Annotated in this window: 22 protein-coding genes and 2 tRNA genes; 11 read left to right on the top strand and 13 right to left on the bottom strand. The window is 73.7% G+C overall.

The genetic code is table 11. The features are described from left to right. Positions 1-50: 50 nt before the first annotated feature. Positions 51-1,160 carry an LLM class flavin-dependent oxidoreductase gene (locus AB0E05_RS12720; RefSeq protein ID WP_361962303.1) on the bottom strand — a complete coding sequence of 370 codons (1,110 nt, stop codon included), beginning with the start codon at positions 1,158-1,160 and terminating at the stop codon, positions 51-53. Positions 1,161-1,469: 309 nt separating this feature from the next. Between AB0E05_RS12720 and ehuB the strand changes: the two genes are divergently transcribed. The 7 genes from ehuB (at position 1,470) to AB0E05_RS12685 (ending at position 6,342) form a co-directional block, all read left to right on the top strand. Continuing rightward, complete coding sequence (ehuB, locus tag AB0E05_RS12715; RefSeq protein ID WP_361962533.1) at positions 1,470-2,261, top strand: ectoine/hydroxyectoine ABC transporter substrate-binding protein EhuB; 792 nt, start codon at positions 1,470-1,472, stop codon at positions 2,259-2,261. After that, positions 2,258-2,986: an ectoine/hydroxyectoine ABC transporter permease subunit EhuC gene (gene ehuC / locus AB0E05_RS12710; protein WP_361962301.1), complete on the top strand. Its 729-nt coding sequence runs from the start codon at positions 2,258-2,260 to the stop codon at positions 2,984-2,986. Before ehuB ends, ehuC begins: the two co-directional genes overlap by 4 nt. Beyond that, entirely contained in the window at positions 2,986-3,636 is a 651-nt protein-coding gene (ehuD, locus tag AB0E05_RS12705; RefSeq protein WP_361962299.1) for an ectoine/hydroxyectoine ABC transporter permease subunit EhuD, read from the top strand. Before ehuC ends, ehuD begins: the two co-directional genes overlap by 1 nt. Continuing rightward, complete coding sequence (gene ehuA, locus AB0E05_RS12700; RefSeq protein WP_361962297.1) at positions 3,626-4,435, top strand: ectoine/hydroxyectoine ABC transporter ATP-binding protein EhuA; 810 nt, start codon at positions 3,626-3,628, stop codon at positions 4,433-4,435. The genes ehuD and ehuA overlap by 11 nt, the downstream gene beginning before the upstream one ends. A gap of 186 nt (positions 4,436-4,621) precedes the next feature. Next, positions 4,622-5,380, top strand: a complete 759-nt coding sequence (locus AB0E05_RS12695; RefSeq protein ID WP_361962531.1) for an IclR family transcriptional regulator C-terminal domain-containing protein — start codon at positions 4,622-4,624, stop codon at positions 5,378-5,380. Positions 5,381-5,711: 331 nt separating this feature from the next. Further along, positions 5,712-5,785, top strand: a tRNA-Lys gene (locus AB0E05_RS12690). 122 nt (positions 5,786-5,907) lie between these two features. After that, a complete protein-coding gene (locus AB0E05_RS12685) occupies positions 5,908-6,342 on the top strand; it encodes an ester cyclase (RefSeq protein ID WP_361962295.1) in 435 nt (144 codons plus the stop codon). Positions 6,343-6,363: 21 nt separating this feature from the next. Here the strand turns inward: AB0E05_RS12685 and AB0E05_RS12680 are convergent, their stop codons facing one another. The 4 genes from AB0E05_RS12680 to AB0E05_RS12665 all read right to left on the bottom strand — a co-directional run bounded on the left by AB0E05_RS12680 (position 6,364) and on the right by AB0E05_RS12665 (position 11,599). Next, complete coding sequence (locus AB0E05_RS12680; protein ID WP_361962293.1) at positions 6,364-8,040, bottom strand: AMP-binding protein; 1,677 nt, start codon at positions 8,038-8,040, stop codon at positions 6,364-6,366. A 26-nt stretch (positions 8,041-8,066) separates the two neighbouring features. Beyond that, the gene (locus AB0E05_RS12675; protein WP_361962291.1) at positions 8,067-8,651 is read right to left on the bottom strand and encodes a lytic polysaccharide monooxygenase; all 585 of its coding nucleotides are present in this window, start codon (positions 8,649-8,651) and stop codon (positions 8,067-8,069) included. Between the two features lie 368 nt (positions 8,652-9,019). Then, positions 9,020-10,219 (bottom strand): SPFH domain-containing protein, encoded by a 1,200-nt coding sequence (locus AB0E05_RS12670; RefSeq protein WP_361962289.1) that lies wholly within the window; start codon positions 10,217-10,219, stop codon positions 9,020-9,022. A 54-nt stretch (positions 10,220-10,273) separates the two neighbouring features. Then, positions 10,274-11,599, bottom strand: a complete 1,326-nt coding sequence (locus AB0E05_RS12665) for a peptidoglycan-binding protein (RefSeq protein WP_361962287.1) — start codon at positions 11,597-11,599, stop codon at positions 10,274-10,276. A gap of 208 nt (positions 11,600-11,807) precedes the next feature. On the opposite strand from AB0E05_RS12665, the gene AB0E05_RS12660 reads away from it, so the two are divergent. Next, positions 11,808-11,881, top strand: a tRNA-Lys gene (locus AB0E05_RS12660). A gap of 250 nt (positions 11,882-12,131) precedes the next feature. On the opposite strand, the gene AB0E05_RS12655 is transcribed toward AB0E05_RS12660, so the two are convergent. The 5 genes from AB0E05_RS12655 to AB0E05_RS12635 all read right to left on the bottom strand — a co-directional run bounded on the left by AB0E05_RS12655 (position 12,132) and on the right by AB0E05_RS12635 (position 18,500). After that, positions 12,132-12,887 carry a class F sortase gene (locus tag AB0E05_RS12655; protein ID WP_361962285.1) on the bottom strand — a complete coding sequence of 252 codons (756 nt, stop codon included), beginning with the start codon at positions 12,885-12,887 and terminating at the stop codon, positions 12,132-12,134. After that, on the bottom strand, positions 12,874-13,209 hold the full coding sequence (locus AB0E05_RS12650) for a hypothetical protein (protein WP_361962283.1): 336 nt from the start codon (positions 13,207-13,209) through the stop codon (positions 12,874-12,876). Before AB0E05_RS12650 ends, AB0E05_RS12655 begins: the two co-directional genes overlap by 14 nt. A gap of 146 nt (positions 13,210-13,355) precedes the next feature. After that, complete coding sequence (locus AB0E05_RS12645) at positions 13,356-14,135, bottom strand: HAD-IIA family hydrolase (RefSeq protein ID WP_361962281.1); 780 nt, start codon at positions 14,133-14,135, stop codon at positions 13,356-13,358. A 145-nt stretch (positions 14,136-14,280) separates the two neighbouring features. Further along, the gene (locus AB0E05_RS12640) at positions 14,281-15,051 is read right to left on the bottom strand and encodes a hypothetical protein (protein WP_361962279.1); all 771 of its coding nucleotides are present in this window, start codon (positions 15,049-15,051) and stop codon (positions 14,281-14,283) included. Positions 15,052-15,284: 233 nt separating this feature from the next. Then, positions 15,285-18,500, bottom strand: a complete 3,216-nt coding sequence (locus AB0E05_RS12635; protein WP_361962277.1) for a BTAD domain-containing putative transcriptional regulator — start codon at positions 18,498-18,500, stop codon at positions 15,285-15,287. A 383-nt stretch (positions 18,501-18,883) separates the two neighbouring features. Here AB0E05_RS12635 and AB0E05_RS12630 point away from each other — a divergent pair, with 383 nt between their 5' ends. Further along, positions 18,884-19,660 carry an SDR family oxidoreductase gene (locus tag AB0E05_RS12630; RefSeq protein WP_361962275.1) on the top strand — a complete coding sequence of 259 codons (777 nt, stop codon included), beginning with the start codon at positions 18,884-18,886 and terminating at the stop codon, positions 19,658-19,660. Positions 19,661-19,703: 43 nt separating this feature from the next. Here the strand turns inward: AB0E05_RS12630 and AB0E05_RS12625 are convergent, their stop codons facing one another. Further along, entirely contained in the window at positions 19,704-20,879 is a 1,176-nt protein-coding gene (locus tag AB0E05_RS12625) for an ROK family transcriptional regulator (protein ID WP_361962273.1), read from the bottom strand. Positions 20,880-21,009: 130 nt separating this feature from the next. On the opposite strand from AB0E05_RS12625, the gene AB0E05_RS12620 reads away from it, so the two are divergent. Together AB0E05_RS12620 and AB0E05_RS12615 are read left to right on the top strand one after the other, a co-directional pair. After that, positions 21,010-22,113 (top strand): Gfo/Idh/MocA family oxidoreductase, encoded by a 1,104-nt coding sequence (locus tag AB0E05_RS12620; protein WP_361962271.1) that lies wholly within the window; start codon positions 21,010-21,012, stop codon positions 22,111-22,113. Further along, positions 22,110-22,640 carry a heme-degrading domain-containing protein gene (locus AB0E05_RS12615; protein ID WP_361962269.1) on the top strand — a complete coding sequence of 177 codons (531 nt, stop codon included), beginning with the start codon at positions 22,110-22,112 and terminating at the stop codon, positions 22,638-22,640. The genes AB0E05_RS12620 and AB0E05_RS12615 overlap by 4 nt, the downstream gene beginning before the upstream one ends. Positions 22,641-22,671: 31 nt before the next feature. Here AB0E05_RS12615 and AB0E05_RS12610 read toward each other — a convergent pair whose 3' ends face one another. Together AB0E05_RS12610 and AB0E05_RS12605 are read right to left on the bottom strand one after the other, a co-directional pair. Further along, positions 22,672-23,532, bottom strand: a complete 861-nt coding sequence (locus AB0E05_RS12610; protein WP_361962267.1) for a fumarylacetoacetate hydrolase family protein — start codon at positions 23,530-23,532, stop codon at positions 22,672-22,674. Between the two features lie 492 nt (positions 23,533-24,024). Then, positions 24,025-24,870 (bottom strand): class E sortase, encoded by an 846-nt coding sequence (locus AB0E05_RS12605; RefSeq protein ID WP_361962529.1) that lies wholly within the window; start codon positions 24,868-24,870, stop codon positions 24,025-24,027. Between the last annotated feature and the right edge of the window lie 92 nt (positions 24,871-24,962).

Here is a 24,962-nt window from a genome sequence, read left to right as displayed (position 1 = left end):
GCGATGAACCATCCAAGGGCGCCCCTCGACCGCTCCGGACGCCTCTCGGCTCACGGGCGCGGCGGAAGCGGTCCTTCCGGCAACCCGTAGGCGTCCGCGACGAGTTCGTAGGACCGCAGCCGCGGCCCGTCGCCGTGCACGTCCGCGGTGATCATCAACTCGTCCGCGCCGGTGCGCTTCTGGAGGGAGTCGAGCCCGTCCCGTACGGCGTCGGGCGTGCCGTGCACGACGTTCGACAGCCAGCCGTCGACGAACTCCCGCTCCGCGGCGGTGAAGCGGTGCGCCTCGGCCTGGGCGGGCGTCGGCATCAGCCCCGGGCGCCCGGAGCGCAGCTGGACCATCGCCAGCGCGCCCGTGAGCACTTCGCGGCGGGCCTCCGCCTCGTCCTGCGAGGCCAGCGCCGCCACCCCGATCAGCGCGTACGGCGCGTCCAGCAGGGCGGACGGGCGGAAGGACTGCCGGTAGAGCTCCAGCGCGGGGACGGTGTTCTGCGCCGAGAAGTGGTGGGCGAAGGCGAACGGCAGCCCGAGCGCGCCGGCGAGCCGGGCGCTGAAGCCGGAGGAGCCCAGCAGCCAGATCGGCGGCCGACCGGTGGGCCCCTGGACGGGGCCGGGCACGGCGTGGATCCGGGCGTACGGATGCCCCTCGGGGAAGTCGTCGTCGAGGAACCGGGTCAACTCGGCCAGCTGCTGCGGGAAGTCCTCCGCGCCCTCGCCCGGCCGCGCGGTGCGGCGCAGCGCGGCGGCGGTCGCGCCGTCCGTGCCGGGCGCCCGCCCGAGTCCGAGGTCGACCCGTCCCGGCGCCAGCGCCTCCAGGGTGCCGAACTGCTCGGCGATCACCAACGGTGCGTGATTGGGCAGCATCACTCCGCCGGACCCGAGCCGGATGGCGGAGGTGTGCGCCGCGAGGTGGGCGAGGATCACCGCCGGCGAGGTGGAGGCCACGCCCGGCATGGAGTGGTGTTCGGCGACCCAGTGCCGGTGGAAGCCCCGCGCCTCCGCGAGCCGGGCGAGGGACACGCTGGTGCGCAGCGCGTCCCCCGCGGTGCGGCCCTCACCTACGGTGACCAGGTCGAGTACGGACAACGGCACCGGCGCGGCTCCCTGCGCCGTGCCCCGGACGGGGTCGCCCCCGGAGGTCTCCTGCCTTGTGTGGTCCACCGGTTCAGCCCTTCGTGCGCGGACGAGAAACGTACATCAGGGCGACAACAGGAGGGTCCCTCCGGTTATTCCCGGATCCCGGCCCGGTTTCACCGCACAACAGTCCGCATACCTGCATGCCTTTCGGGTAGCCGCGCGGTCATGGCTCGACCACAGGAGAGAACCAGACACGGCACGACCGGGAACACCACCCGCACCACGGATCACGAGGAGTCCCGGGGCCCACGGATAGGCCGCCGCTCCCTGCTCACCGGCGCCGCCGCGCTCGGCACCCTCGGGGTGCTCGGCGCGACCACCGCGTGCAGCCGGGTGTCCACCGCCGGCGAGGGCAGGGGCGGCCAGCTGCTGGAGCAGTTGCGGGCGAAGGGGACCGTACGCCTCGGGCTGGCCGGTGAGCAGCCGTACGGCTACATCGGCACCGACGGCAAGATGACCGGGTCCGCCCCGGTGGTCGCCCGCCGCATCTTCAGGGAACTGGGCGTCGAGAACGTGGAGCCCTTCCCCACCGAGTTCGGCTCGCTGATCACCGGCCTGAACTCGCTCCAGTTCGACGTCGTGGGCGCCGGCATGTTCATCACGCCCGTCCGCTGCGAGCAGGTGATCTTCTCGGACCCGGAGTACCAGTCGGTCAGCGGCTTCCTGGTGCCCAAGGGCAACCCGAAGAACCTGCGCAGCTTCGAGGACGTCGCGAAGGCCGGGGCCCGGTTCTCCACCGCGGTCGGGTACGCGGAGATCGAGTACGCCAAGGAGGCCGGGATCAAGAGCATCACGACCCTGCCGGACCAGCTCGCCGGCCGCCTCGCGGTCGAACAGGGCCGGGCGGACGTGTTCGCCGGCACGATCGTCGCCGTGCGCAACGTGGCCAAGGGCAGCACCAGGGTCGAGGCGACCGCGGAGGTCACCCCGTACGTGGACGGCGAGCCGGTGATCGACGTCGGCGGCTTCGCCTTCCGCACCCCGGAGACGGACCTGCGGGACGCCTTCAACCGGGAGCTGCACAAGCTGAAGCGCAGCGGTGAGCTGCTGGAGCTGATGCGGCCCTTCGGTTTCGGCGAGAAGCAGATGACCACGATCCGGGCGAAGGAGAGGTGCGCGTCATGAGCGACATCACTCCCGGTCTGTGGGAGCTCCTGCTCAAGGGCGTGTGGATCACCGTCCAGCTCACCGTCGCCAGTGCGGCCCTCTCCGCGCTCGTCGCCCTCGCCGTCGGGTTGGCGCGCACGCACCGGCTGTGGATCGTCCGGTTCGTCGCCGGTGCGTACTTCGAGGTCTTCCGGGGCACGTCGGCGCTGATCCTGATGTTCTGGATCTTCTTCGTGCTGCCGATGGGCTTCGGCTGGCAGCTCGTCCCGATGTGGGCGGCGGTCCTGTCGCTGGGCCTGACGTACGGGGCGTACGGCTCCGAGGTCGTCCGCGGCGCGGTGGCGGCCGTGGCCGCCGGGCAGCGGGAGGCCGGCATCGCGCTCGGCTTCACCCCGGCGCAGCAACTGCGCAAGATCGTGCTGCCGCAGGCGTGGCCGGAGATGATCCCGCCCTTCAACAACCTGCTGGTCGAGCTGTTGAAGGGGACCGCCCTGGTGTCGGTGATGGGCGTGGCCGACATCGCGTTCGGGGCGTCGCTGGTGCGCAACGCGACCGGTGACAGCGCGCCTGTGTACACGGTCGTCCTGGTCATGTACTTCGTGCTGGCGTTCGTGCTCACCCGCGGCATGCGCGCGCTGGAGCGGCACGCCAAGGCGGGGCTCGGCAAGGAGGTCGAGCCCTCCCTCGCGGCCCGCGCACTGGCGCGCCGCCGGGTGCGGGCGACGGCGGGAGGTGAGGGCTGATGGAGTGGGACTGGTCCGCGGTGGGCGACTTCATGCCGCGGTTCTGGGACGGGCTGTGGGTCACCCTCCAGGCCCTGGTGTTCGGCGCGCTGGTGGCGTTCGCCCTGGGTCTGGTGTGGGCGCTGGCCCAGCGCTCGCCGTACCGCGCGGTGCGCTGGCCGGTGTCGGCGGTGACGGAGTTCGTCCGCAACACCCCGCTGCTGGTGCAGCTGTTCTTCCTCTACTACGTGCTGCCGGAGTGGGGGCTCACGCTCTCCGCGATGGTGACCGGGGTGGTGGGCCTCGGGCTGCACTACTCGACGTACACCGCCGAGGTGTACCGCGCCGGCATCGACGGCGTTCCGGTGGGCCAGTGGGAGGCGGCGACCGCGCTCAGCTTGTCGCCCTCGCGCACCTGGGGGACGGTGATCCTGCCGCAGGCGGTGCGGCGGGTGGCCCCCGCGCTCGGCAACTACGTGATCGCGATGCTCAAGGACACTCCGATGATCTTCGTGATCGGGGTGATGGAGATGCTCGGCCAGGCGCGTCAGTTCTCCGCCGAGACCTTCCTGACCGTGGAGGCGTTCACGGTCGTGGGCATCGCCTTCATCGTCATCTCCTACCCGGCATCCCTCCTCATGCGAGCATTGGAGCGTCGTCTTGTCCACTGACAGCACCCTCGCCAAGCCCCCCGCCGAGCCGCAGGTCCAGGACCTGATCCGGTTCGACAAGGTCACCAAGCGGTTCGGGTCCCGCACGGTCCTGGACTCCCTGGACCTGTCGGTCCACCCCGGCAAGCACGTCACCCTCATCGGGCCGTCCGGATCGGGCAAGACCACGATCCTGCGGCTGTTGATGACGCTGCTGAAACCCGACGAAGGCACGATCCAGGTCGGCGGTCGACATCTGTGTCACGAGGAGCGGGGCGGCAGACTCGTGCCCGCGGGCGACAAGCACGTCCGCGAGGTCGCCAAGGACATCGGCATGGTCTTCCAGCAGTTCAACCTGTTCCCCCACATGAAGGTGCTGCGGAACATCACCGAGGCCCCGATGCACGTCCTCGGGCTCTCCCGGGACGAGGCGGAGGAGCGCGGGCGCGAACTGCTGGAGCTGGTGGGGCTCGGCTCGTACACGGACAGCTACCCCAGCCGGCTCTCCGGCGGCCAGCAGCAGCGGGTGGCCATCGCCCGCGCGCTGGCGATGCAGCCGAAGGTGCTGCTGCTGGACGAGGTGACCTCGGCGCTCGACCCGGAGCTGGTGGCCGGGGTGCTGGACCTGCTGCGGGACATCGCCCGGAGCACGGACGTGACGATGCTCTGCGTCACCCACGAGATGAGCTTCGCCCGGGACATCTCCGACTGCGTGATGATGTTCGACGAGGGGCGGGTGCTGGAATTCGGCCACCCCGACAAGATCTTCACGGCGCCGGAGCACGACCGGACCAGGGAGTTCCTGAGCGCCATCCTGTAGAACACCTGCACGAACGCCCGATCCACCCACCCGCTGGACCATTCCTCTGGCATATGCCAGGCACATGAGCCCCAGCGTGTGGGGGTGACGGACACCAGCATTCTGGCCAACGGGCGTACTTGTGACGGCTCTTGACCGCTATCGTGGTAAAGGAAGCTTGCGGTGACGACCTGCCAGGGGGAGACCGTGGCGCTCAAGCCCGAGCCGACCGTGTCATTCCAGTCGGTCCAGTACGTGCTGCGCGTACTGGAGACGATCTCCAACCACCGCGGTGGTGTCACCGAGGAGCAGATCGCCCGCGAGACCGGCCTGCCGCCGGCCCACCTCGCACCGATGCTGGACATGCTCCGCAGCGAGGGGTACGTGGAGCAGGTCACCGACGGTGCGTACGGCATCGGCGACTCCCTCGTCCTGCTCGGCTCCGGCCACGAGCAGCAGCGCGCCATCGAGGAGAAGATCCAGGCCACGCTGACGGAGCTGCGCGACTCGGTGGGCGCGGCGGTGTACGTGAGCCGGTACATCGACGGCGAGGTCCGGATCACCCAGTACGCGGACGGTCCGCTGACGCCGAAGGTGAACGAGTACGTGGACTTCCGCTTCGCCGCGCACGCGAGTGCGGTCGGGAAGTGCCTGCTCACACAGCTCGACCGGGACGGTCGGCGGGACCACCTGTCGCGGCACAAGATCACCCGGTTCACCTCCCGGACGATCACGAGCGAGCAGCTGCTCTTCTCGAAGCTGGACAGCCAGCCGGCGACCGTGCCGGTGCTGGACCTCCAGGAGTACGCGGTGGGCACGGTCTGCGCGGCGGTGCCGCTGACCGCGGGGGCGGCGGTGGGGTGCCTGGCGCTGTCGATGCCGGTGGAGCATGCGCATCGGTTGCGGTCGGCGGCGGACGCGCTGAACCGCAGTGCCGCGCCGATGGCCCTCTCGCTCACCTTGTGAGCCCCGGCCGACCTCGGGGCGCGGGCCCCCTGGCAACCCCGCGGTGCCGCTGCGGGAGCGTCGGCCTCTGCGGGCCGTCTGTGGCTTGTCGCGCAGTTCCTCGCGCCCCTAAACCCCCTGCTCAAGCCCGCAGACAAGGGACGGGAGCAGCGAAACAGGGGCGCGGGGAACTGCGCGACAAGCCACGGATAGGCCGCAGAGACCAACGCTCCCGCAGGGCTGCGGCGGAAGTGTCAGGCGGCGCGGAGCCGGGTCCGAGGGCCGGCCGCAGCACGCAGCACCGCCGTGGCGCAGGGCACTCCATTGGAGCAGGTACTATTTTTCTCGTCAGGCGCCGCTAGCTCAGTTGGTTAGAGCAGCTGACTCTTAATCAGCGGGTCCGGGGTTCGAGTCCCTGGCGGCGCACAAGACCATGTGAGGCGCTCCGGTTCGTCCGGAGCGCCTCACATGCGTTTGCGGGGCTCCGGGTCCCGGGGTTGGCTGGAGGTGGTCACCTCGTCGGACCGACCCCCGGAACGGAGGCGACGATGACCGCCGAAGAGAACATGCGGCTGATGCAGACCCTCGACGACGCCTGGAACGCGCAGGACTGGGACACCTTCGAAGCCCGGCACGCCCCCGACACGATCGTCCGCTGGCCCGGTCAGGGCGAGCCGACGCGGGGGCGGCACGACCACCGGGCGGAGGCGGTCGAGTTCTACAAGACGTTCCCGGACAACCAGGTGGGCAACCGGCCGTACCAGGTGCTGATCGGGCAGGGCGAGTGGACCTGCTCGGTCGCCCGGTTCACGGGGACGATGACCGGGCCCATGAAGGGGCCCGGTGGGGAGATCCCGCCGACCGGGCGGGCCTTCGCCGTGGACTTCTGCACCGTGGCGCGCTGGGTGAACGGGCAGATCGTCGAGGAGAACCTCTTCTACGACCTGGTCGGGCTGATGCAGCAGATCGGCCTGAACGACTGAAGGCCGTACGCAGGGCCGGCGTCACCGCTCCAACAGCTCCGCCCGGCCCTGCTCCGCGAAGCGGACCCGTAGCGCCGCCGCATCCGCCGCGGTGAGCCTGCGGTACGCGGACTCCCCCGGCGGGCGCCACCACACCGGGTCGGGGCCCCGCAGGAACCCCTCCCGGCGCAGTGCGGCGCGATGGATCTTGTTGGTCGCGGTGACGGGCAGCTCCGCGCCGACCCGGACGAAGCGGGGCGCCATCTTCGTCCCCAGGTCGGGCTGGGCGGCGAGGAACGCCGCGAAGGCCGCGGGGTCGAAGTCGGGCGCCGCCAGCGCGGCCATCACCTGGTCGCCGGCGACCGGGTCGGGCACCGCGTACACCGCCACCGCCGCGGCCGGCGGAAAGCGGGCCAGGACGTTCTCGATCACCGCCGCGGCCAGGTTCTCGCTGTCGACGCGCAGCCGGTCGTCGGCGCGGCCGGCGAAGTGGAAGTAGCCGTCGGCGTCGCGGAAGAACAGGTCCCCGGTCCAGTACCAGCCGCCGCGGCGGCGGGCCGCGTCCGCCTCCGGGTGGCGCCAGTAGCCCTCGAAGGGGTTGGGGCCGCGGTTCACCAGCTCCCCGATCGCCTCGGCACCGTTCAGCAGCCGCCCCTCGGGGTCGAACCGGGCGGTGGCGCGCTCCGCGCCGGTCACGGGGTCGACGACCGCGAGGTCGCTGCCGGCGTGCGGCCGGCCGACGGCGCCGGGCGGGGTGTCGGGGGTGTGCTGGAGGGCCGCCCCGCCTTCGGAGGACCCGTACCCCTCCACCAGCCGTACGCCGAAGCGCGCCTCGAAGCGGGCTGCGTCGACCGCGCCGGCCTCGGTGCCGAAGCCCAGCCGGAGCCGGTGCGCCCGGTCGTCCGGCCGCTCGGGGGTGGCCAGCAGGTACTGGACGGCCCGGCCCACGTAGGTGAAGTACGTGGCGTCGAAGGCGCGCACGTCGGCCAGGAAGCCGGACGCGGAGAAGCGCTCGCGCAGCGCCACCTGGGCGCCCGCCACCAGCGCCGGCGCCCAGTCGGCGAGCACGGCGTTGCCGTGGAACATCGGCATGCAGACGTAGTGGACGTCGTCCGGACGCACGGAGAACCGGGCGGCGAGGGCCGCGCCGGCCGCGGCCAGCCGGCCCTGGGTGCAGATCGCCGCCTTGGGCGCGCCCGTCGAGCCGGAGGTGAAGTACAGCAGCAGTCGACTGCGGGGGCCGACGGGGGACAGCGCGGGCACGTCGTCGGGGACGGCGTCGGCGTGGTCGGCGAGCAGGTCGTCGTACGCGTCGGTGTCGGTCACCAGCACCCGGGTCCCCGGCAGGTCGAGCCCGTCGAGGAGCGGCAGGTGGGCGCGCTCGGTGACCAGCACCCGGCACTCGGTGTGGGTGATGTCGCGGGCCAACTCGGCGCCGCGCCGGGTGGGGTTGACGCCCGCCACCGCGGCCCCGGCGAGGGCCGCGGCGCTGAGCCAGAGGGGGTACTCCACGGTGTTGTCGAGCAGCACCCCGACGTGCGGCTGCGCTCCCCGCGGCACGAGGTCCGCGAGGAGCGCAGCGCGCGCTGCGGCGCCGGAGGCGACCTGGTGGTGGCTGAGGGCCCGGCCCCGGGTCCTCAGCCCCACCCGTCGGTCACCCCACTGGCGCCGGACGAGCTCCGCGACCGTGGTGGCCGCGTCCGTGCGTGCGTCCGTCATGGCGCCGCACGGTAGCTGACTTCACGTCAGAACTTAACGTCCGAGCAGGCGTAGAACGCGTTCGGGGTGTCCTGGACGTTCCAGACCGCCACGATCACGTGCTTGCCGGAGCGCTGCGGCAGGGTGCCGGTGTGCGAGAACTGGAACGGCGGCTGCTTGCCGCCGTAAGGCACCGTCAGGAACGGCTGGGACTCCAGGTTGGACCTGGTGATCTTGGAGTTGGGGTCCCAACCCTGCTTGGTGATGTAGTACTTGAACTCGGCGGTGCGGTGCGGCGCCGTGAAGCGCCAGTTGAACGTGAAGTTGCCCGCGTTGACCTGCGTGGCCGGCCAGGCGCCGCCACGCGGGTCGTCGAGCTGGGAGAACCCGGCGTTGCCGCCGGAGCAGATGGTGCCGTCGGCGGGCCCCGCGGACGGGAAGCCCTTCTGGCCCTCGACGCTCTGCGGCTCGTACTGGATCGCACCGCAGCCCTTCACGGTGCCGTTGGCACAGAGCTTCTGTCGGCTGATCGGGGACTCGGTGTAGCCGTGGCTGTTCGCGCTGCCGGTGGCCAGGACCGTGGCACCGGTCACCAGGAGGCCGACGGCGGCGGTTGCGAATTTCCTGCGCATGCTGTGCTCCAGGGAACGTGGGGGAGTTCGGTGAGGCTTTGCTGCACGCGTGCTGTGGGGGGTGGGACCGTGGGGGGTGGTGATGCGGAATTCCGTGGGGGGAACGACGCTCCTTTGCGCCAATTCAGGTCTAGACCAACACCCAATGTATTGACCAGAGTTCATCATGTCTAGACCTTCCTGAGACTCCCCGACCCCTTCCCCGTCACCTTCGTTTATCGGGCCGATCACCTTTCCCGCCAGGGAAGCCATGCCTTAGCTCGCATATCCCCTTCGTCACCCCTCCCCCGGCGCCCGCCGAACGCACCGCGGAAGTCGCCGACCCCACTCGCTCCGATCCGTTCGGGGTCGGCAACGGACAGCGGAATTCATGGTTCCAGGGGCGTGGACCGGCCGGTGTAGAAGGCGACCGTGAGGTCCTTCACGAGCGCCTTGCGCTCGTAGTCGTCGAGCTCCACGAGTCCGCGGGAGGTCAGTCGGGTGACGGTGTCGTCGACCGCGTCCACCACCGAAGTGAGCACGCTGTCCCGGTGCTTGGCGTCGATCGCCGCGACCCGACGGCGCTGCATGGCGGCGGCGACCTCGGGGGCGTACTCGATCGCGGTCGGCTGCGCGGAGAAGACCCGGATGCCGACCGGTGCGCACTCCTCGACCAGCATCCCGGTGAGCGCGTCGCCGAGCGCGTCCGCGTCGCGCAGGCTCGGTGCCCCGGCGGGCCGCAGCGGGCCGGCGCCCGGCGCGAGGGCGACCGAGGGGGCGTCCACCGGCAGCCGGGAGACCACCCTCGCCATCGCGGACTCCACCTGTTCGCCCAGGTACGCCTCGTGGTCCTCGACCCCGAGGAACGCCTTCGCGGTGTCCTCCACCCGCCACACCACCAGCACCACCACGCGCAGCGCGGTGCCCTCCGCGTCCACCGCGGGCATCGGCTCGCTGCGCCAGTGCCGCAGCCGCACGTCCACCCGCCGGCGCAGCAGCAGCGGGCTCATCCACATCAGCCCGGTGCGGCGCACGCTGCCGCGGTACTCGCCGAAGAGCGTGAGGACGTACGCGTGACCGGCCCGGCCGCGCGCGACGCCCCCGAGGGTGAAGACCGCGAGCGACAGCCCGAGCACGATCAGGCCCCACAGGTCGAGCCCGATCCCGGCGTACGGCGCCGGCGCCGCCCCCAGCAGCCGGGTGAGCACCGCGGGCAGCACGCCGGTCCCCCACAGCACCGCGCCGACGCCCGCGAGCGCGCACGCCCCCGCGATCACCCCGGTCCAGCCGGGCAGCACGGGGCCGGCGCGCTCGACCAGTGCGGGGTCGACCAGCGGCGCCCGGCGGCGGGGCGCGGCAGCCCGCGGCACCTGGGGCACGGGCCTGCGGACGCCCACCCGCGGCTGCTCGCCGGTGCCCTGGCGCCGGGAGACCACCGCGGGGCGCAGCGGGACCGGCTGGGCGGCGCCGGTGGCCAACTCGTCGCGGAACAGCAGGTGCACCGGGATCTCACAGGTCGCCTCGGGGGCGATGACGGGGCTGTGCCGCGGGGCGTCGGGCCCCTCCGGCTCCGATGTGGTGGTGCTCATGGTGGTGCCGCCTCCGCTGTGGTGTGCGTCCGATCTGTGGTGTGTTCGGTGCCGTCAGCCGGCGAAGAGCCGGCGCCAGGTCTCCGGGCCCGGATAGCCGTCGGCCGCGGCGCCGCGCCACCCCTGGGCGAGCTGGAACGCCTCGACGTTGCGCCGGTCCGCCTCGCCCCAGACGGGGCCGGGGCCCGTGGCGTAATGGCGGCCGAAGCCCCGCTTGACCAGCTGCCGGCCGAGCCGGGTGACGTCCGGGCTCGACCGGCCGGGCCGGAAGGCGCCGGGGCCCGGGTACGGCGGCACCGCGGCGTCGGCGCCCGGCGCGGGCGCGGGTGCCGCCGCGTCGGTGCCGGCGATGTTCTTGCCCTTGCCGGTGACCAGCAGGCTCCAGGTCTTGGCGCCCGGGATGCCGTCGGCGGCCGAGCCGCGCCAGCCCTGTGCCCGCTGGAACGCCTGGGTGGCCTTGCGGTCCGCCTCGCCCCAGCGCGGCCCCGGCCCCTGGGCGTAGTACTTCTTCGCGCCGCGCTTGACCAGCATCTGCCCGAGGCGGGTGATGTGCTTGTTGCTCTTGCCGGGGCCGAAGTACTGGGCGCCGGGGAAGGGGTCGGCGGTGCTGGGTCCGGTGGTGGCCTGCCCGCTGACGCCCTTGTAGCGATAGGCGACGTACTTGGCGGAGTTGTTCCAGTACGCCATGGGCGTGGACTTCTTGCGCGTGGCCGGCTTCGTCTGCTCGTACGCCACGTAGTGGGTGTGGGTGTAGTCGGTCCAGCCGCCGAAGATCGTGACGTGGGAGCCCTTGGTGGGGTTCGCCGGGTTGTGGAAGAGCAGGATGTCGCCCGGCTGGAGGTCGTTCCGGCTGATCTTGGTGGCGAACTTGGCGAGGCTGCCGGTCCACTCGTTGGTCGCCAGCCCCCAGGCCATGGAGACGTACCCCGAGCAGTCCTGCCGGTAGCCGTCCTTCCAGTACTTGGACATGCTGTACGGGACCTTGGCGTCCACCCACTTCTTGGCGCGGTTGATGATCTCCGCACGGGTGGTCTTGCGGACCTCCGGAGTGGCCGGCGATCCGGAGGGGCCGGGCAGCGGGCGGCCGTGGAGCGCACCGGGGCCGCCCTGTTCGTTGGCGGGGTCGCCGGCGTCCCGTGCGGCTGCCTCCGGGGCGCGCTCGGGCCGCAGGCCGGGCGCGGTCGCCGCCTCGACGGCGCCCGCGGCGCTCGTACCGCCGCCGCCGAGCACCACGCCGGCCGCGGTGACCAGCACGAGCGCGCGGCGGCAGCCGTGTGCGGCGGGGTGGCCACCGGCCGCGAGCACCCGACGGTGCTCGACGCACCCCGGGCAGTCGCAGTCGGAGGCGGGCTCGTACTCCTGGAAGACCGGCGCCGTCATCAGCTGTCCCCTCCGCACGGGTGTGTCGATCGTTCGGGGACGCGCAGCGTGCACACTCGGCATTCCAGGGCGCCCCGGTTGTCCTAGGTGAGTGCAGTTTGACCTATAAAAGGGACAAAACGACCATCCGACAGGCCGGGAGGGACGGAGAGACGGATATCGGTTCGGAGCACCCCTCTGCGTCGGGTAGAGTTTTCCAGGTCAGCAGGCGCCGCTAGCTCAGTTGGTTAGAGCAGCTGACTCTTAATCAGCGGGTCCGGGGTTCGAGTCCCTGGCGGCGCACGCGATACCGAGGCCCCCCTCGCCCAGGCGAGGGGGGCCTCGGTCTTTGTCGACGGTTGACCGGAGAGCCGGATCCGGCCCACAGTGGCAGGGCGGACCGGCGCACCCCCTCCCGGCCCGCGGCCCGCTCGACCCTTCCCGCCTCCCGTGCGGTGCCGGGCTTCTCCCGCAGCCCGCGCCCCGCACGGTCGAGGACCGGCCCGGCCGACGGCTCCGCCCGACGCGTTCGGGCACCGGGGCACCGGCCGGGTCAGGTCGTGGGGACGCGCCCTGACGACGTCGGGGGACGCGTGCCCGTGAGGTACGCCGAGACCAGCACCCGGGACGTGCAGTCGCTGCCGCCGCAGGTGACCAGCCGCAGCTCCGCCCGGCCGGGTCGACGCGGCTGGCCGACCTTCCGCCCGTCGTACTGCCCGCGGGCGACGACCCGTACGTCGTCGATGGTGAACTCCGCGATCGAGCCGTCGGCCCGGACCACCCGCACCCGCTGGCCCGTGCGCGCCGCGCCCAGGTCCCGGAAGGCGGCCGTCGCCCCACGGGCGTCCACCGGGCCGAGCAGCAGGGACACGCCCCGGACGCCCGGCTGCGGGCCGTCGGGGCCGTGCCAGGCGACGATCCGCGGCGGGGCGCTCCGCACGGCGCGGTCGAACGCACCGCGCAGGGTCACCGGCGCGGCGAGGGCGAGCGAGGGGATCTCCACCCGTGTCGGCTCCACCGGCGGCACCGGGGGGTGCGCCGGGGGCAGTTCGACGCCGAGGGGGCGGCCGACGGCGGCGACGTCGCCGGTGGTGGGTGCGGAGGTGCCGACCGGGCCGCCCGCCACCTCGCGGGCGCAGAGCCAGAGCCCGAGCAGGAGCAGTGCCCAGGCGGCGCCCATGACGAGCCGGCCGACGCCGCGCTCGGGCGGGCGGACGTCCTTCGGCCTGACCGTGCCGGCGGCTCCCGTGCCGGTGCCGGCTCCGCTTCCGGTGGGGCCTTCCGGGGCCTCGGGGTCAGCGGTGAACATGGCCGTCGGCGTCGGAGCGGCGACGGCGGCGCGTGCCGCGCAGGACGACGACGACCGCGGCGACACCCGCGAGGACGAAGCCGACGACCGTATGGGGCGTGCTGGGGCCGGTGTTCTCGCTGCGGGGGTGCTCCGTGGCCAGCCCCTCGGCGGGGGGCGCGGGCGGCCCCGGAGCGGCCCGGGCGGACGCGGGCGGCTGGGTGTCGTGGGCGTGGACCTGGCCGACGGCGGGCTCGGCGGGCGCCAGGACGAGGACGGCGGGCGCGGTGGCCAGGGCGGCGGCCACCCCCGCCGTACGGAGAGCGATCACTGCTGGACGCATGGTGAGACCTCCTGCTAACGCAAGGCTCACGCGTGGCGTCCCGTTCCGCATCCGCAGCGGCCGGTCGGACCCGGGCACCCCGCGCTGACGTGCGCGGACGCGGGGTGTTCGGGTGACCGGCTGCGGTCGACTCAGATGCGGTCGGCTCAGATGCGGTCGACGAGGTCCGCGATCGAGTCGACGATCTTGGACGGGCGGAACGGGTAGCGGTCCACGTCCGGCGGGGTCGTGACGCCGGTGAGGACGAGGAAGGTCTCCATGCCCGCCTCCAGACCGGCCAGCACGTCCGTGTCCATCCGGTCGCCGATCATCGCGCTGGTCTCGGAGTGCGCGCCGATGGCGTTCAGCCCGGTCCGCATCATCAGCGGGTTCGGCTTGCCCGCGAAGTACGGGTCCTTCCCGGTCGCCTTGGTGATCAGCGCGGCGACCGAGCCGGCGGCCGGCAGCGGGCCCTCGGTGGACGGGCCGGTCTCGTCCGGGTTGGTGCAGATGAACCGGGCGCCGCCGTTGATCAGCCGGATCGCCTTGGTGAGGGCCTCGAAGCTGTACGTACGGGTCTCGCCGAGGACCACGTAGTCCGGGTCGTGGTCGGTGAGCACGTACCCGATGTCGTGCAGCGCGGTGGTGAGGCCGGCCTCGCCGATGACGTACGCCGTGCCACCGGGCCGCTGGTCGTCGAGGAAGCGGGCGGTGGCCAGCGCGGAGGTCCAGATGTTGTCGACCGGGACGTCCAGGCCCATGCGGGCGAGCCGGGCGTGCAGGTCGCGGGCGGTGTAGATGGAGTTGTTCGTCAGGACGAGGAAGGGCTTGCCCGTGTCCCGGAGCTTCGTGATGAAGGCGTCGGCGCCCGGGATCGGCACGCCCTCGTGGATCAGGACGCCGTCCATGTCGGTCAGCCAGGACTCGATCGGCTTGCGCTCTGCCATCAACGGGGCTCCTGCCGTGCGTGGGTACGCGGGGTGCGGGGGTGCGAACGGTGAGGTTCGTCGTACGTCGTGCCGGAGGCACGGCTCTGTGGCACCCCGACGCCAACAGCCTAATCAGGAAAGCGCGCGTGCGTTCGGTTCGAGATCATCGTCTCGCCCTGCGGACCGCCCGGGTGACCAGCATCAGCGCACAGCCCACGACCGTGAACGTACCCAGCGCGGCGACGAGGCGGAGCGTGGCGGAGGTGCCAGTGGTGGCGAGTTCGTCCGGGGAGACGGAGGCGCCCGAGCCGCGGTCCTCCAGCACGGCGAAGCGGTAGTCGTCGGAGGCGCCGACCCAGTCGCCGTCGTCGCCGCGCCGCTGGACGACAGCGGCGTTCACCGTGACCTGGTTGGGCGGGGTGTCGCCGGTGAGCGCGAGCCTGACCTTGACGGTGAGCGTGGCGCGGGCGGCGACGGCCCACCCGCCGTCCTGCGCGCGCCGGGTGCCCAGCACGCCCACGACCTCGTCCTCGTCCGTGGTCTCCAGCGGCGCGGCGCGCCAGCGGGCGGCGCGGTCGTCGTAGAACTCCAGCGTCATCCGGGCGGGCGTCAGCCCCCGGTCACGGGCGGCGAACACGACGACGGGGTGGACCTCGCGGCACTCCCGGTCGGTGGTGTTGGTCAGGTCCACGGACCACTGCTCGAAGCCACGGCCCGGGGAGTGGACGGTGGGGCCGCCGTGGATGCGGGTGTCGATGGGGAAGTCGGCGGATGCGGCGGAGCCGCAGCCGCGGGGCAGCCGGTCGGCGGGCCCGGCGGCCCCGGCGGCCGGCGCGGCGGAGACGGCGCCGCCGAGGACGACAGCGGCGAGCGTGACGCCGACGGCCCCGACGACTCCGCCGACGCCGGCGAGGAGAGCGGTGCGCGGTCGCATGAGGGCCCCTTCGGGGTGGGGGACGTGGCGCCCGACGCTGCCACGGGAGGGGGCGGGGGTCGGTTTGACGGGCCGGTCCTGGAGCGAACGCCGCTCCGATTGCGCTCCTTCGGCGTATGCCCTGCGGTGGTGCGGTGCGGTGGGGACGGTCGCGCCGTGCCGGTGCCGGTCAGTTGGTCTCTGCGGGCGGATCGAGCAAGCCACCACCAGGCCGCGGGGGCAACGGCGTCGGACTACCCCGCAGGGCGGGGGGACTGGAGGGACGCTTGGATGCGGGTGACGTCGAAGCGTTCCGCCTCGGGGAGGGGGGCGCCCACGGACGCGCGGAGGGCGGACGCCTTCGACAGCAGGCGGGTCGCTTCCTCGGGGCGGCCCGCCAGGGCGTGGGCTCCGGCCAGGCCCTCCGTCGCGAGGGCGACCGCGCGCGGGTCGCCCGTCGCGATCGCGGCGGCCAGGCCCTCCGTGTGCAGCGCCAGCGCAGCATCCGCGTCGCCGCGCAGCTCCGCCACGAACCCCAGCTCCGCCAGGATCAGCGCCGTGCCGTTCGCCGCGTCGAACTGCCGGTTCCAGTCGAGCCAGCGCCGTAGGTACGCCGTCGCGTCGTCCAGCCGGCCCTGCCGACGCGCGGCGAGGGCGAGCCCGATCTCCGCGGACTCCTCGGCCGGGCGGTCGCCCTGCTCCACCGCGAGCCGCCGGCCGCGTTCGTGGTACTCGTCGGCCCGGGCGTGATCGCCCGTCAGCAGGGCGATCCGGCCCAGCTCGGACCAGCGCGTCGACGCGTCCGTCCACAGGCCCAGGTCCTCCGCGATCGTCAGCGCGCCGCGGTGCAGTCGGGCGGCCTCCCCGTACTCGCCCTCGATCTCGGCGAGCCGGCCGAGGACGGCGGTCGCCTGGAGCTGCCCCCAGCGGTCGCCGGCGCGCTGGAAGAGGGCGAGGCTCTCGCTCCCCTCGCGGCGGGACGTGGCGAGGTCGCCGCAGACGTACGCCTGGGTGCCGCGGGTGCTCAGGCCCGCGGCGAGGACCCAGGGGTCCCCCAGCTCGCGCGCCTCGGTCAGGACCCGGTCCAGCAGGGTCTGGCCCACCAGGCGGTCGGCGAACCGGGTGGCGGCGTAGCCGAGGAACCAGCCCGCGCGGATGCGTTCGTGGGGGTCGGTGACGGCCTCGTACGACGCGAGGATGTCCACGCCGTGCCGCTCCAGGCCCTGGGGCGCGCCGGTGAGCAGCGCGAAGCCGGTGCGCCAGGCGCGGATCCCGGTGCCGGCGGACCCGGCGGTGCCGTCGCCGTACGACGGCCCGTCCAGCAGGTCCGCCGCGGCCCGCAGCTGGCGCCCGGCCTCGGTCAGCCGGCCGCGCAGGAACCAGTACCAGACCATGGCGCGCACCAGACGGCGCATCAGCTCGGCGTCGCCGTCCGCGCAGGCGCCGTCGAGCGCGGCGCGCACGTTGGCGCCCTCCGCGTCGAGGCGCCGCAGCCAGCGCTGCTGATCGGCCCCGCGCAGTCGGGCGTCGGCCTCCTCGGCGAACTGCGCGTAGTACCGGGCGTGGGCGCGGCGCACCCGGTCGTACTCGGTGTCCCGCAGGCGTTCCAGGCAGTACGCGGAAACCGACTCCAGCAGCCGGTACCTGGCCGTCCCGTCCGGCTCGTGGGAGACGAGCACGAGGGAGCGGTCCACCAGGCGCCCGAGGAGGTCCACGACCTCGCCGGGCCGTACGCCGTCGCCGGCGCAGACGGCCTCCGCGGCGGGCAGGGCGCAGCCGTCGGAGTGGACGGCGATGCGGCGCAGCACCAGTTGCTCCGCGGCCGTCAGCAGCTCCCAGCTCCAGTCGATCATCGCGCGCAGGGTCTGCTGCCGTGCGGGGGCGCCGCGCCGTCCGCCGGTCAGGAGCCGGAAGCGGTCGTCGAGCCGGTCCGCGAGTTCGGCCGCGCCGAGGACCCGCATCCGGGTGGACGCCAGCTCCAGGGCGAGCGGGATCCCGTCGAGCCGGCGGCAGATGGCGGCGACCGCACGGGCGTTGTCGTCGGTGAGGGCGAAACCGGGTGACTGGGTGGCTGCCCGGTCGAGGAAGAGCCGTACGGCGCTGGAACGCCGCAGCTCGGCCGGGTCGGGGGCGGCCGAGGGCGCGGGCGGCAGGTCGAGCGGCGGTACGGGCCACAACCGTTCGCCGGCGACGTCCAGCGGCTCCTGGCTGGTGGCCAGCACGTGGACGTCCGGCGCGCCCCGCAGCAGGGCCCGGGCGAGGCCGGCCGCCGCGTCGACGACGTGTTCGCAGTTGTCCAGGACGAGCAGCAGTCGCTGGCCGCGCAGGGTGTCCACGAGCCGGTCGACGAGGGCGCGGGGGCGGGCGCCGGGGGCGGGGCCGGCGTCGTCCCGTACGCCCAGGGTCGCGGCGACGACTTCGGCCAGTGCGTCGTACGGGGCGCCGGAGCCGGTGTCCTGGGCGGGGAAGGCGTGCCCCGCCAGCTCCACCAGCCAGACGCCGTCCCCGAAACCGGCGGGGTCGGCGGAGTCCGTGACCAGGTCGGCGGCGACCTCCAGCGCCAGCCGCGTCTTGCCGACCCCGCCCGGCCCCGTCAGGGTCACCAGGCGGTCGGTCCGCACCAGTTCGCGCACCTCGCCCACGGCGTCCGCCCGACCGACCAGCGAGGTGACCGACGCGGGGAGGTTCGTGCGCGGGCGGGGCGTCGCCGCGGGAGCGGGCGCGGCCAGCAGCGCCGGGTCCTGCTGGAGGATCTCCTGGTGCAGCGCCACCAGTTCGGGCCCGGGCGTGAGCCCCAGCTCCTCGTCCAACCGGCGCCGTAGCTCCTGGTAGCCGTCCAGTGCTTCGCTGGGGCGGCCGGCGCCGTACAGCGCGCGCAGGTGCGCGGCGCGCAGCCGCTCCCGCAGCGGGTGCCGCGCCACCAGATCGCCCAGCTCCGCGGCGAGCGGACGGTGGTCGCCCACGTCGAGGCGGGCCTCGGCCTGTTCCTCGACGGCCAGCAGGCGCTCCTCCTCCAGGCGGGCGACGGCGGCGCGCGCGAAGGGGTCGTCGACGAAGTCGGCGAAGGCGGGGCCGCGCCACAGCTCCAGCGCCTCGGTGAGGATCCCGGCGCGCTCGCGGGGGTCGCGAGCCGTCCGCGCCCGCGCGGTGAGCGCGGTGAAGCGGGCGGCGTCCACGGCATCGTCGTCCGTCTCCAGGGCGTAGCCGAGGGCGCGGCGTACGACGAGGCCCCGGCCGCCGGCCCCGGCGAGCACCCGGCGCAGCCGGGACACCAGGGTCTGGAGCGCTCCCGTGGGGTTGGCGGGCGGTGCGTCCCCCCACAGTTCGTCCACGAGGCGGTCGGCGCCGACCGCCTGCCCGGGCGCGGTGAGCAGCGCGGCGAGGAGCATGCGGACCTTGGCCTCCGGCACCGCCACGAGGTGGCCGTCCGCCGACCAGACCGCCAACGGACCCAGTACCCCGAAACGCATGGGGCCAACGGTACGACGTGCCCGCAGGTCGCCGCGCTGAGTCCCGTCTCCGGCGCCCCCGGACGGAGCCGCGGAGCCCTGGCGGGAGCGTCGGCCCTGCGACCCGTGCCCCTGTTTCGCTGCCCCTGTCACTTGTCTGCGGGCTGAGGGCAGGGTGCTCAGGGGCGCGGGGAACTGCGCGAACAACCACGGTGCACCCGCAGGAACTAGCCGGCCGGCGGAGTTACGGCGGGTCTTTAGGGGTGCGGGGGGAACTCCCGTGCCGCTGGTGGACCGCAAGGCCACCGCCAGTGGAGCGCAAGGGCGGGCCCGCAGGCTACGGGGGCCGGTTCGAACCGGACGGGAGGGCATCCGCACTCCCGACCTCATGACCAGGAGTCGACATGAGCAAGGCCGCAGGCAGGTACGCAGGCAAGAAGGCCGTCGTCACCGGCGGTACGCACGGCATGGGCCTGGCCATCGTCAAGGCGCTGGTGGCCGAGGGCGCCGAGGTGGTGCTCACGGGCCGCAACGAGAAGAAGATCGAGGAGGCCCGCAGCGAGCTGCCCGCAGGCTCGGCGTACGTCACGCGCTCGGACGCGGCGAGCATGGCGGACGTCCGCGCGCTGGCCGACACCGTGCAGCGCGAACTCGGCCGGGTCGACTACCTGTTCGTGAACCACGGCATAGCCGAGGTGCAGGTCCTGGAGGAGGTCACCGAGGACTCCTGGGACCGGTCCTTCGCCATCAACGCCAAGGGGGCGTTCTTCACGGTGCAGAGCCTGTCGCCGCTGCTCAACGACGGCGGCGCCATCGTCTTCACCACGGTCGCCAACGACCTGACCTTCCCCGGCCTGAGCGCGTACGCCGGTTCGAAGGAGGCCGTGCGCGCCATCACCCAGGTCCTGGCGGCGGAGCTGCTGCCGCGCCGCATCCGGGTCAACGCGATCGCGCCCGGCTACATCAAGACCCCGACGATGGGCGTGGCCGGGATGACGGACGAGGAGCGCCGGGCGTTCGAGAAGCAGGGCGCCGAGACGACTCCGCTGGGCCGGATGGGCACGTCGGAGGAGGTGGCCGCGGCGGCGCTGTTCCTCGCGGTGGACGCGACGTTCACGACGAACGTGGAACTCCCGGTCGACGGCGGCTTCGCCCAGGGCCTCACCGGCGCGGTGCACTGACCGACGGCCTCGTCCCCGGGGCCCTCCGCCCCGGGGACCCTCCCTACCCGGCCCGGCCGCCGAAGACCGGTGCGAGGACGAGTTCCCCCGCGCCCCGCGCCACGAGGTGCGCACCGCCCGCCGCGAGGGCGACGGGGATCCGGGCGCGCGCGCCCACTTCGCGTACGAACAGCTCCGGCGCCGCGGCGACCGTACGGCCGCCCAGCAGCACCCGGTCGATGTCCAGCAGCGCGACGAGGTTGGCCGCGCCGACGCCGAGGATCCGGGCCGCCTCGGTGACGTCCCCGCGGGCCACCGCCGCCAGGCACAGCGCCTCGATGCAGCCGCGCTGACCGCAGGCGCAGATCGGCCCGTTCAACTGGATGACCTGGTGGCCGAACTCGCCCGCGCCGGTGCGCGCGCCCCGGTGGACCGCGCCGTCCAGCACCAGGCCGGCGCCCAGGCCGGTGCCGAGGTGGAGGTAGGCGAAGGAGTCGCCGGGCGCGGCCGGCAGGCCGAGCGCCGCCGCGTTGGTGTCCTTGTCGAGGACCGTGGGCATCGTCAGCCGCGCGGCGAAGGCGTCCCTGAGCGCATAGCCGTCCCACTCGGGGAAGCCGGTGATCCGGCCGGTCACCCCGGCCGCGTGGTCGAGCGGGCCGGGCAGCCCGACGCCGACGCCGAGCACCTGGCAGCTCCCGCCGCTGCCGTCCGGGCAGGGGCGCTCCGCCGGCAGCCGGGCGGAGAGCGCCTCCGAGAGCAGCGCCTCCACCTCGCCCGCCGCCGTCTCCACCACGGTTTCCGCGCCCGCGCCCAGGTCCAGCGGGGCGGTGCGGGACGCGGTGACCGTGCCGTACAGGTCCAGCAGCACCACCGTGAGTTCGTCCCGGTCCAGGTGGAGTCCGACGGCGTGGCGCGCGTCCGGCACCAGGCGCAGTACGGTGCGCGGTTTGCCGCCGGTGGCGACCCGCCGGCCCGCGTCGACGACCAGTCCGTCCGCCCGCAGCCGCGCGACGATCTTGCTGACGGCCTGCGGCGTGAGCCCGGTCCGCTCGGCGAGGTCGAGCCGGCTGAGGCCGTCCTCCCTCGCGCGCCGCAGCAGGTCCAGCACGAGTGCCGAGTTGTGCCCGCGCAGCACCGGCAGGTTGGCGCCCTCCTGCGCGCCGCCCCGACCGTCCCCGCCCCCGCCGCCGCCCCTGCCAGCGCCCAGTCCCAGGCCGCTGCTTCTCCTCATGGCGCTCATGGCGTCATTCTGCCGTGCGCTTGCGCTTTGGCAACAGCGTTGTTTAAGTAAAGCCATGAGTGGTTTCCCGACCGACTCCACGACGGGCCTCAGGGCGGACCCCAGGGCGGACCCCAGGACGGATCCCAGGGTGGACTCCAGCTCCGCGACGGGTGCCGACGCCCCCCTCGCCGTGGGACTCGTCGGCTACGGCCTCGCGGGCTCCGTCTTCCACGCCCCGCTGATCGCCGCCACCCCCGGGCTCGTCCTCGACACGGTCGTCACGTCCGACCCGGCACGCCAGGACCAGGCGCGCGCCGAGCACCCGGGCGTACGGATCGCCACGACGCCCGACGAGCTGTGGCAGCGCGCCGACGAGCTGGACCTGGTCGTCATCGCCTCCCCCAACCGCACCCACGTCCCCCTGGCCACCGCCGCGCTGCGCGCCTCGCTCGCGGTCGTCGTGGACAAGCCGGTCGCCGGCACCGCCGCCGAGGCACGCGACCTCGCCGCCCTCGCGGCCGAGCGCGGCCTGCTGTTCTCCGTCTTCCACAACCGCCGCTGGGACAACGACTTCCGCACCGTCGCCCGGGTGGTCGAGAGCGGCGACCTCGGCGTGGTGCAGCGCTTCGAGTCCCGTTTCGAGCGCTGGCGGCCCCGTCCCAAGGGCGGCTGGCGCGAGTCCGGCGACCCGCAGGAGATCGGCGGCCTGCTGTACGACCTCGGCAGCCACGTCGTCGACCAGGCGCTGGTGCTCTTCGGCCCGGTCGTGCGGGTGTACGCGGAGTCCGACGTGCGCCGTGCCGGCGCCGAGGCCGACGACGACACCTTCTTCGCCCTCACCCACGCGAGCGGCGTCCGCTCCCACCTGTGGGTCAGCGCCACCGCCGCCGAGCTGGGCCCCCGCTTCCGGGTGCTGGGCTCGCGCGCCGGCTTCGTGAAGTACGGCCTGGACCCCCAGGAGGCCGAGCTGCGCGCGGGCCGGCGGCCGGTGCCGGGCGAGCCGTGGGGCGTGGAGGACGAAGCCCTGTGGGGGCGGATCGGCGCCGGCGAGTCCCCGACGACCGGCGGCGGCCGGCCCGTACCGACGCTGCCCGGGGACTACCCCGCGTACTACGACCTCGTCGCCCGCGCGCTGCACACCGACACGCCGCCGCCGGTCACCGGCGAGCAGGCGGCGGCCACCCTGGCCATCCTGGAAGCGGCACGCCGTTCCGCCCGCGAGGGCACCACCGTGGAGGTGTCGTCCGTATGACCCACGCCGCACCGACCGCAGCCGGCGCCGCACCCGCCGCCGAATCCCCGCCGACCGTCGAGGAGCTGTCCGCCCAGGAGCAGCGCCTCACGCTGCCCCGCTTCACCCACACCGACGCCTGGGCGCTCGGCAATCTCCTGGTGGAGATGGCGCGGCTGCGCGAGGCGCCCGTGGCGATCGACATCCGGCGCGGACAGCAACAGCTCTTCCACGCCGCGCTGCCGGGCTCCAGCGCGGACAACGACGCCTGGATCGACCGCAAGCGGCGGGTGGTGGAGCGCTACGGCGAGAGTTCGCTCCTCGTCGGCACCCGGCACCGCGAGCGCGGCACCGCCTTCGAGCAGTCCGCCCGACTGGCCCCGGACCGCTACGCCGCGCACGGCGGTTCGTTCCCGATCGCGGTGGAGGGCGCGGGGGTGATCGGGGCCGTCACGGTCTCGGGGCTGCCGCAGCTCGCGGACCACGCACTCGTGGTGGAGGCGCTGGAACGGTTCGCGTCCACGGCGCACGGAGCGTCGGGCGTCTAGACCCGTCGTACGGCGGGGGCCGTGCGACGGGCTACGCGTCCTGGAAGGTCTGGCGCTGCCGGCCCAGGCCCGCCACCTCCAGCTCGACCACGTCACCCGCCGTCAAGTACCGCCCGTCCGCACTCCCGAGGGCCACTCCCCCCGGCGTCCCCGTGTTGATCACGTCACCCGGGTAGAGCGTCATGAAGCGGCTGACGTAGCGGACGACGTCGGCGACGGGGAAGATCTGGTCCGCGGTCGTGCCGTCCTGCTTGAGTTCGCCGTTCACCCACAGCCGCAGCGCCAGCGCCTGCGGGTCCGGCACCTCGTCCGTCGTCACCAGCCACGGCCCGAAGGGGTTGAACGTCTCGCAGTTCTTCCCCTTGTCCCAGGTGCCGCCCCGCTCCAACTGGTACTCGCGCTCGGACACGTCGTGCGCGACGGCGTACCCGGCGACGTACGCCAGGGGGTCCTCGTCGTCGCCGACGTAGCGCGCGGTGCGGCCGATGACGACCGCGAGTTCGACCTCCCAGTCGGTGCGGGTGCTCCCCCGCGGCACGAGGACGGTGTCGTACGGACCGACGACCGTGTCCGCCGCCTTCAGGAAGACCACCGGCTCGGCCGGCAGCTCAGCGCCGATCTCCTCGGCGTGGCCGTGGTAGTTCAGCCCGATGCACACGACCTTCCCGACACGGGCCAGCGGAGGCCCGACGCGCACGTCCCCGGGAACGTCCAACAGGGGCAGCACACCGGCACCGGCGGCAGCGCGGATCCGGTCGAGGGCGAAGGCGTCGGCGAGGAGGTCGCCGTCGATGTCGTCGACGAGTCCCGTGAGGTCACGCAGGGTCGTGCCGTCCTGATCGAGCAGCGCCGGCCGCTCGCTGCCCGGCGCGCCGACGCGCAACAGCTTCATCTGATCTCTCCCCTGGTCCAGCCCGAATCCGTGTGCGCCCGGACGATGCTCGGCGATCATCGCAGGATCGAGTTTCGTCCGATCCTCCAAGCCCCCCGCGCACCGTGCAAGACCCCGTTCACCCACTGGGACGCGCTACGGCGCGGTAGCGCCGTGCCGCGTCGCCAACGCCCGCGCCTGCGGCCCGTCTGCGGCTGCTCGCGCACTTCCGCAGGCCCCCGCGCCGCTTGGACGGTTTCGCCGCGGCGCTGGGGGTCTGTTGGTCTCCGCACCCTGGTGGGGCTTGTTCGCGCAGTTCCGCCCCCTGTGCCCTGCGGGCACGGGGGGACCCCCAGCGCCCCTGTTTCGCTTCCTCCGTCACCCTTCTGCGGGCCGGGGCGGAGGTACTCAGGCGCGCTGGGGCCCGTGCCCTCAGGGTGCCGGGCACAGGGCGCGGAACTGCGCGGCCAACGCACCCGCGGCGCCGCGGCGAGACCGTCGCCCCCGCCCCACCTACCGCCTCTCCACACCCCTCAGCTTCCCCCACACGATCAACCGGTACTTCGAGCTGAACTCGGGCGTGCACGTCGTCAGCGTCAGATAGCGGCCCGGCTGCGCGTAGCCGGCCTCCGGCCGCACCAGGGACCGCGGCACCGGGCGGATCACCCCCACGTCGCCCGGCGTGGTCTGCGGAAGCGTCCTGTCCACCGCGTAGACGTACACCGCGTCCCGGGTCTCGATGCGGATGTCGTCACCGGGCCGCAGCCGGTTGACGTAACGGAACGGCTCGCCGTGCGTGTTGCGGTGGCCGGCGAGGGCGAGGTTCCCCGGCTGCCCGGGACGCGCGGTGCCGGGGTACTGGCCGACGTACCCCTTGTCCAGCACGCCCTGCTTGGCGACGCCCTCGGCGACGGGCGCGGTCACCCCGAGGCGGGGAATGCGGATCACGGCGTACGCCCGGTCCCAGCGGGGCGTACGCCCGGCGCCCGCTCGCGCGTCACCGTCACCGTCACCGTCGCGGTCACCACCGCCGCCACCGTCACCACGCGCCCCACCAGACGCACTGGACGCTTCAGAAACCTCAGCCCCCTCGGAAGCGCCAGGCGCACCAGGCGCACCAACCGCGTCCACCCCCACCTCGTCCCACTCCTGCTCCAGCGCCGCCACCACCCGCTCCGCCCCCGCCCTGGCCTGCCGGTTCGTCCACCACAGCTGGTGGACGACGAGCAGCAGGACCACGACGCCGAGCGTCACCGCTGCCTCCGCGCCGACCCACAGGACTCCGGCCACCCGCGCGCGCCCCCGCCGCCCGCGCCCCTGAACGACGACGGGCAACCGTTCGCGCCGCTTCGACCGCATCCGCACGCGCGCACCATAAGCCGCCGCCCCGCAACCCACCAGAGCCGTGCGCACCGCGACGCACCCACGGAGGCGGGGCCGGACCGTTCGCC

It is taken from the genome of Streptomyces sp. NPDC048057 (assembly GCF_040653095.1).
Taxonomy (GTDB): domain Bacteria; phylum Actinomycetota; class Actinomycetes; order Streptomycetales; family Streptomycetaceae; genus Streptomyces.
The sequence above is the reverse complement of the archived record's forward strand: the minus strand, read 5'-3'. Positions and strand labels throughout refer to the sequence as shown.

What these genes read in the sequence shown, in the direction of transcription:
- AB0E05_RS12670 (WP_361962289.1), bottom strand. Translation starts at nt 10,219, where the DNA reads ATGAGCACCACCACATCGGAGCCGGAGGGGCCCGACGCCCCGCGGCAC.
- ehuD (WP_361962299.1), top strand. Translation starts at nt 2,986, where the DNA reads ATGGAGTGGGACTGGTCCGCGGTGGGCGACTTCATGCCGCGGTTCTGG.
- AB0E05_RS12665 (WP_361962287.1), bottom strand. Translation starts at nt 11,599, where the DNA reads ATGACGGCGCCGGTCTTCCAGGAGTACGAGCCCGCCTCCGACTGCGAC.
- AB0E05_RS12615 (WP_361962269.1), top strand. Translation starts at nt 22,110, where the DNA reads ATGACCCACGCCGCACCGACCGCAGCCGGCGCCGCACCCGCCGCCGAA.
- AB0E05_RS12655 (WP_361962285.1), bottom strand. Translation starts at nt 12,887, where the DNA reads ATGTTCACCGCTGACCCCGAGGCCCCGGAAGGCCCCACCGGAAGCGGA.
- AB0E05_RS12680 (WP_361962293.1), bottom strand. Translation starts at nt 8,040, where the DNA reads ATGACGGACGCACGCACGGACGCGGCCACCACGGTCGCGGAGCTCGTC.
- AB0E05_RS12640 (WP_361962279.1), bottom strand. Translation starts at nt 15,051, where the DNA reads ATGCGACCGCGCACCGCTCTCCTCGCCGGCGTCGGCGGAGTCGTCGGG.
- AB0E05_RS12610 (WP_361962267.1), bottom strand. Translation starts at nt 23,532, where the DNA reads ATGAAGCTGTTGCGCGTCGGCGCGCCGGGCAGCGAGCGGCCGGCGCTG.
- AB0E05_RS12650 (WP_361962283.1), bottom strand. Translation starts at nt 13,209, where the DNA reads ATGCGTCCAGCAGTGATCGCTCTCCGTACGGCGGGGGTGGCCGCCGCC.
- AB0E05_RS12675 (WP_361962291.1), bottom strand. Translation starts at nt 8,651, where the DNA reads ATGCGCAGGAAATTCGCAACCGCCGCCGTCGGCCTCCTGGTGACCGGT.
- AB0E05_RS12635 (WP_361962277.1), bottom strand. Translation starts at nt 18,500, where the DNA reads ATGCGTTTCGGGGTACTGGGTCCGTTGGCGGTCTGGTCGGCGGACGGC.
- AB0E05_RS12685 (WP_361962295.1), top strand. Translation starts at nt 5,908, where the DNA reads ATGACCGCCGAAGAGAACATGCGGCTGATGCAGACCCTCGACGACGCC.
- AB0E05_RS12645 (WP_361962281.1), bottom strand. Translation starts at nt 14,135, where the DNA reads ATGGCAGAGCGCAAGCCGATCGAGTCCTGGCTGACCGACATGGACGGC.
- AB0E05_RS12605 (WP_361962529.1), bottom strand. Translation starts at nt 24,870, where the DNA reads ATGCGGTCGAAGCGGCGCGAACGGTTGCCCGTCGTCGTTCAGGGGCGC.
- AB0E05_RS12630 (WP_361962275.1), top strand. Translation starts at nt 18,884, where the DNA reads ATGAGCAAGGCCGCAGGCAGGTACGCAGGCAAGAAGGCCGTCGTCACC.
- ehuC (WP_361962301.1), top strand. Translation starts at nt 2,258, where the DNA reads ATGAGCGACATCACTCCCGGTCTGTGGGAGCTCCTGCTCAAGGGCGTG.
- AB0E05_RS12625 (WP_361962273.1), bottom strand. Translation starts at nt 20,879, where the DNA reads ATGAGCGCCATGAGGAGAAGCAGCGGCCTGGGACTGGGCGCTGGCAGG.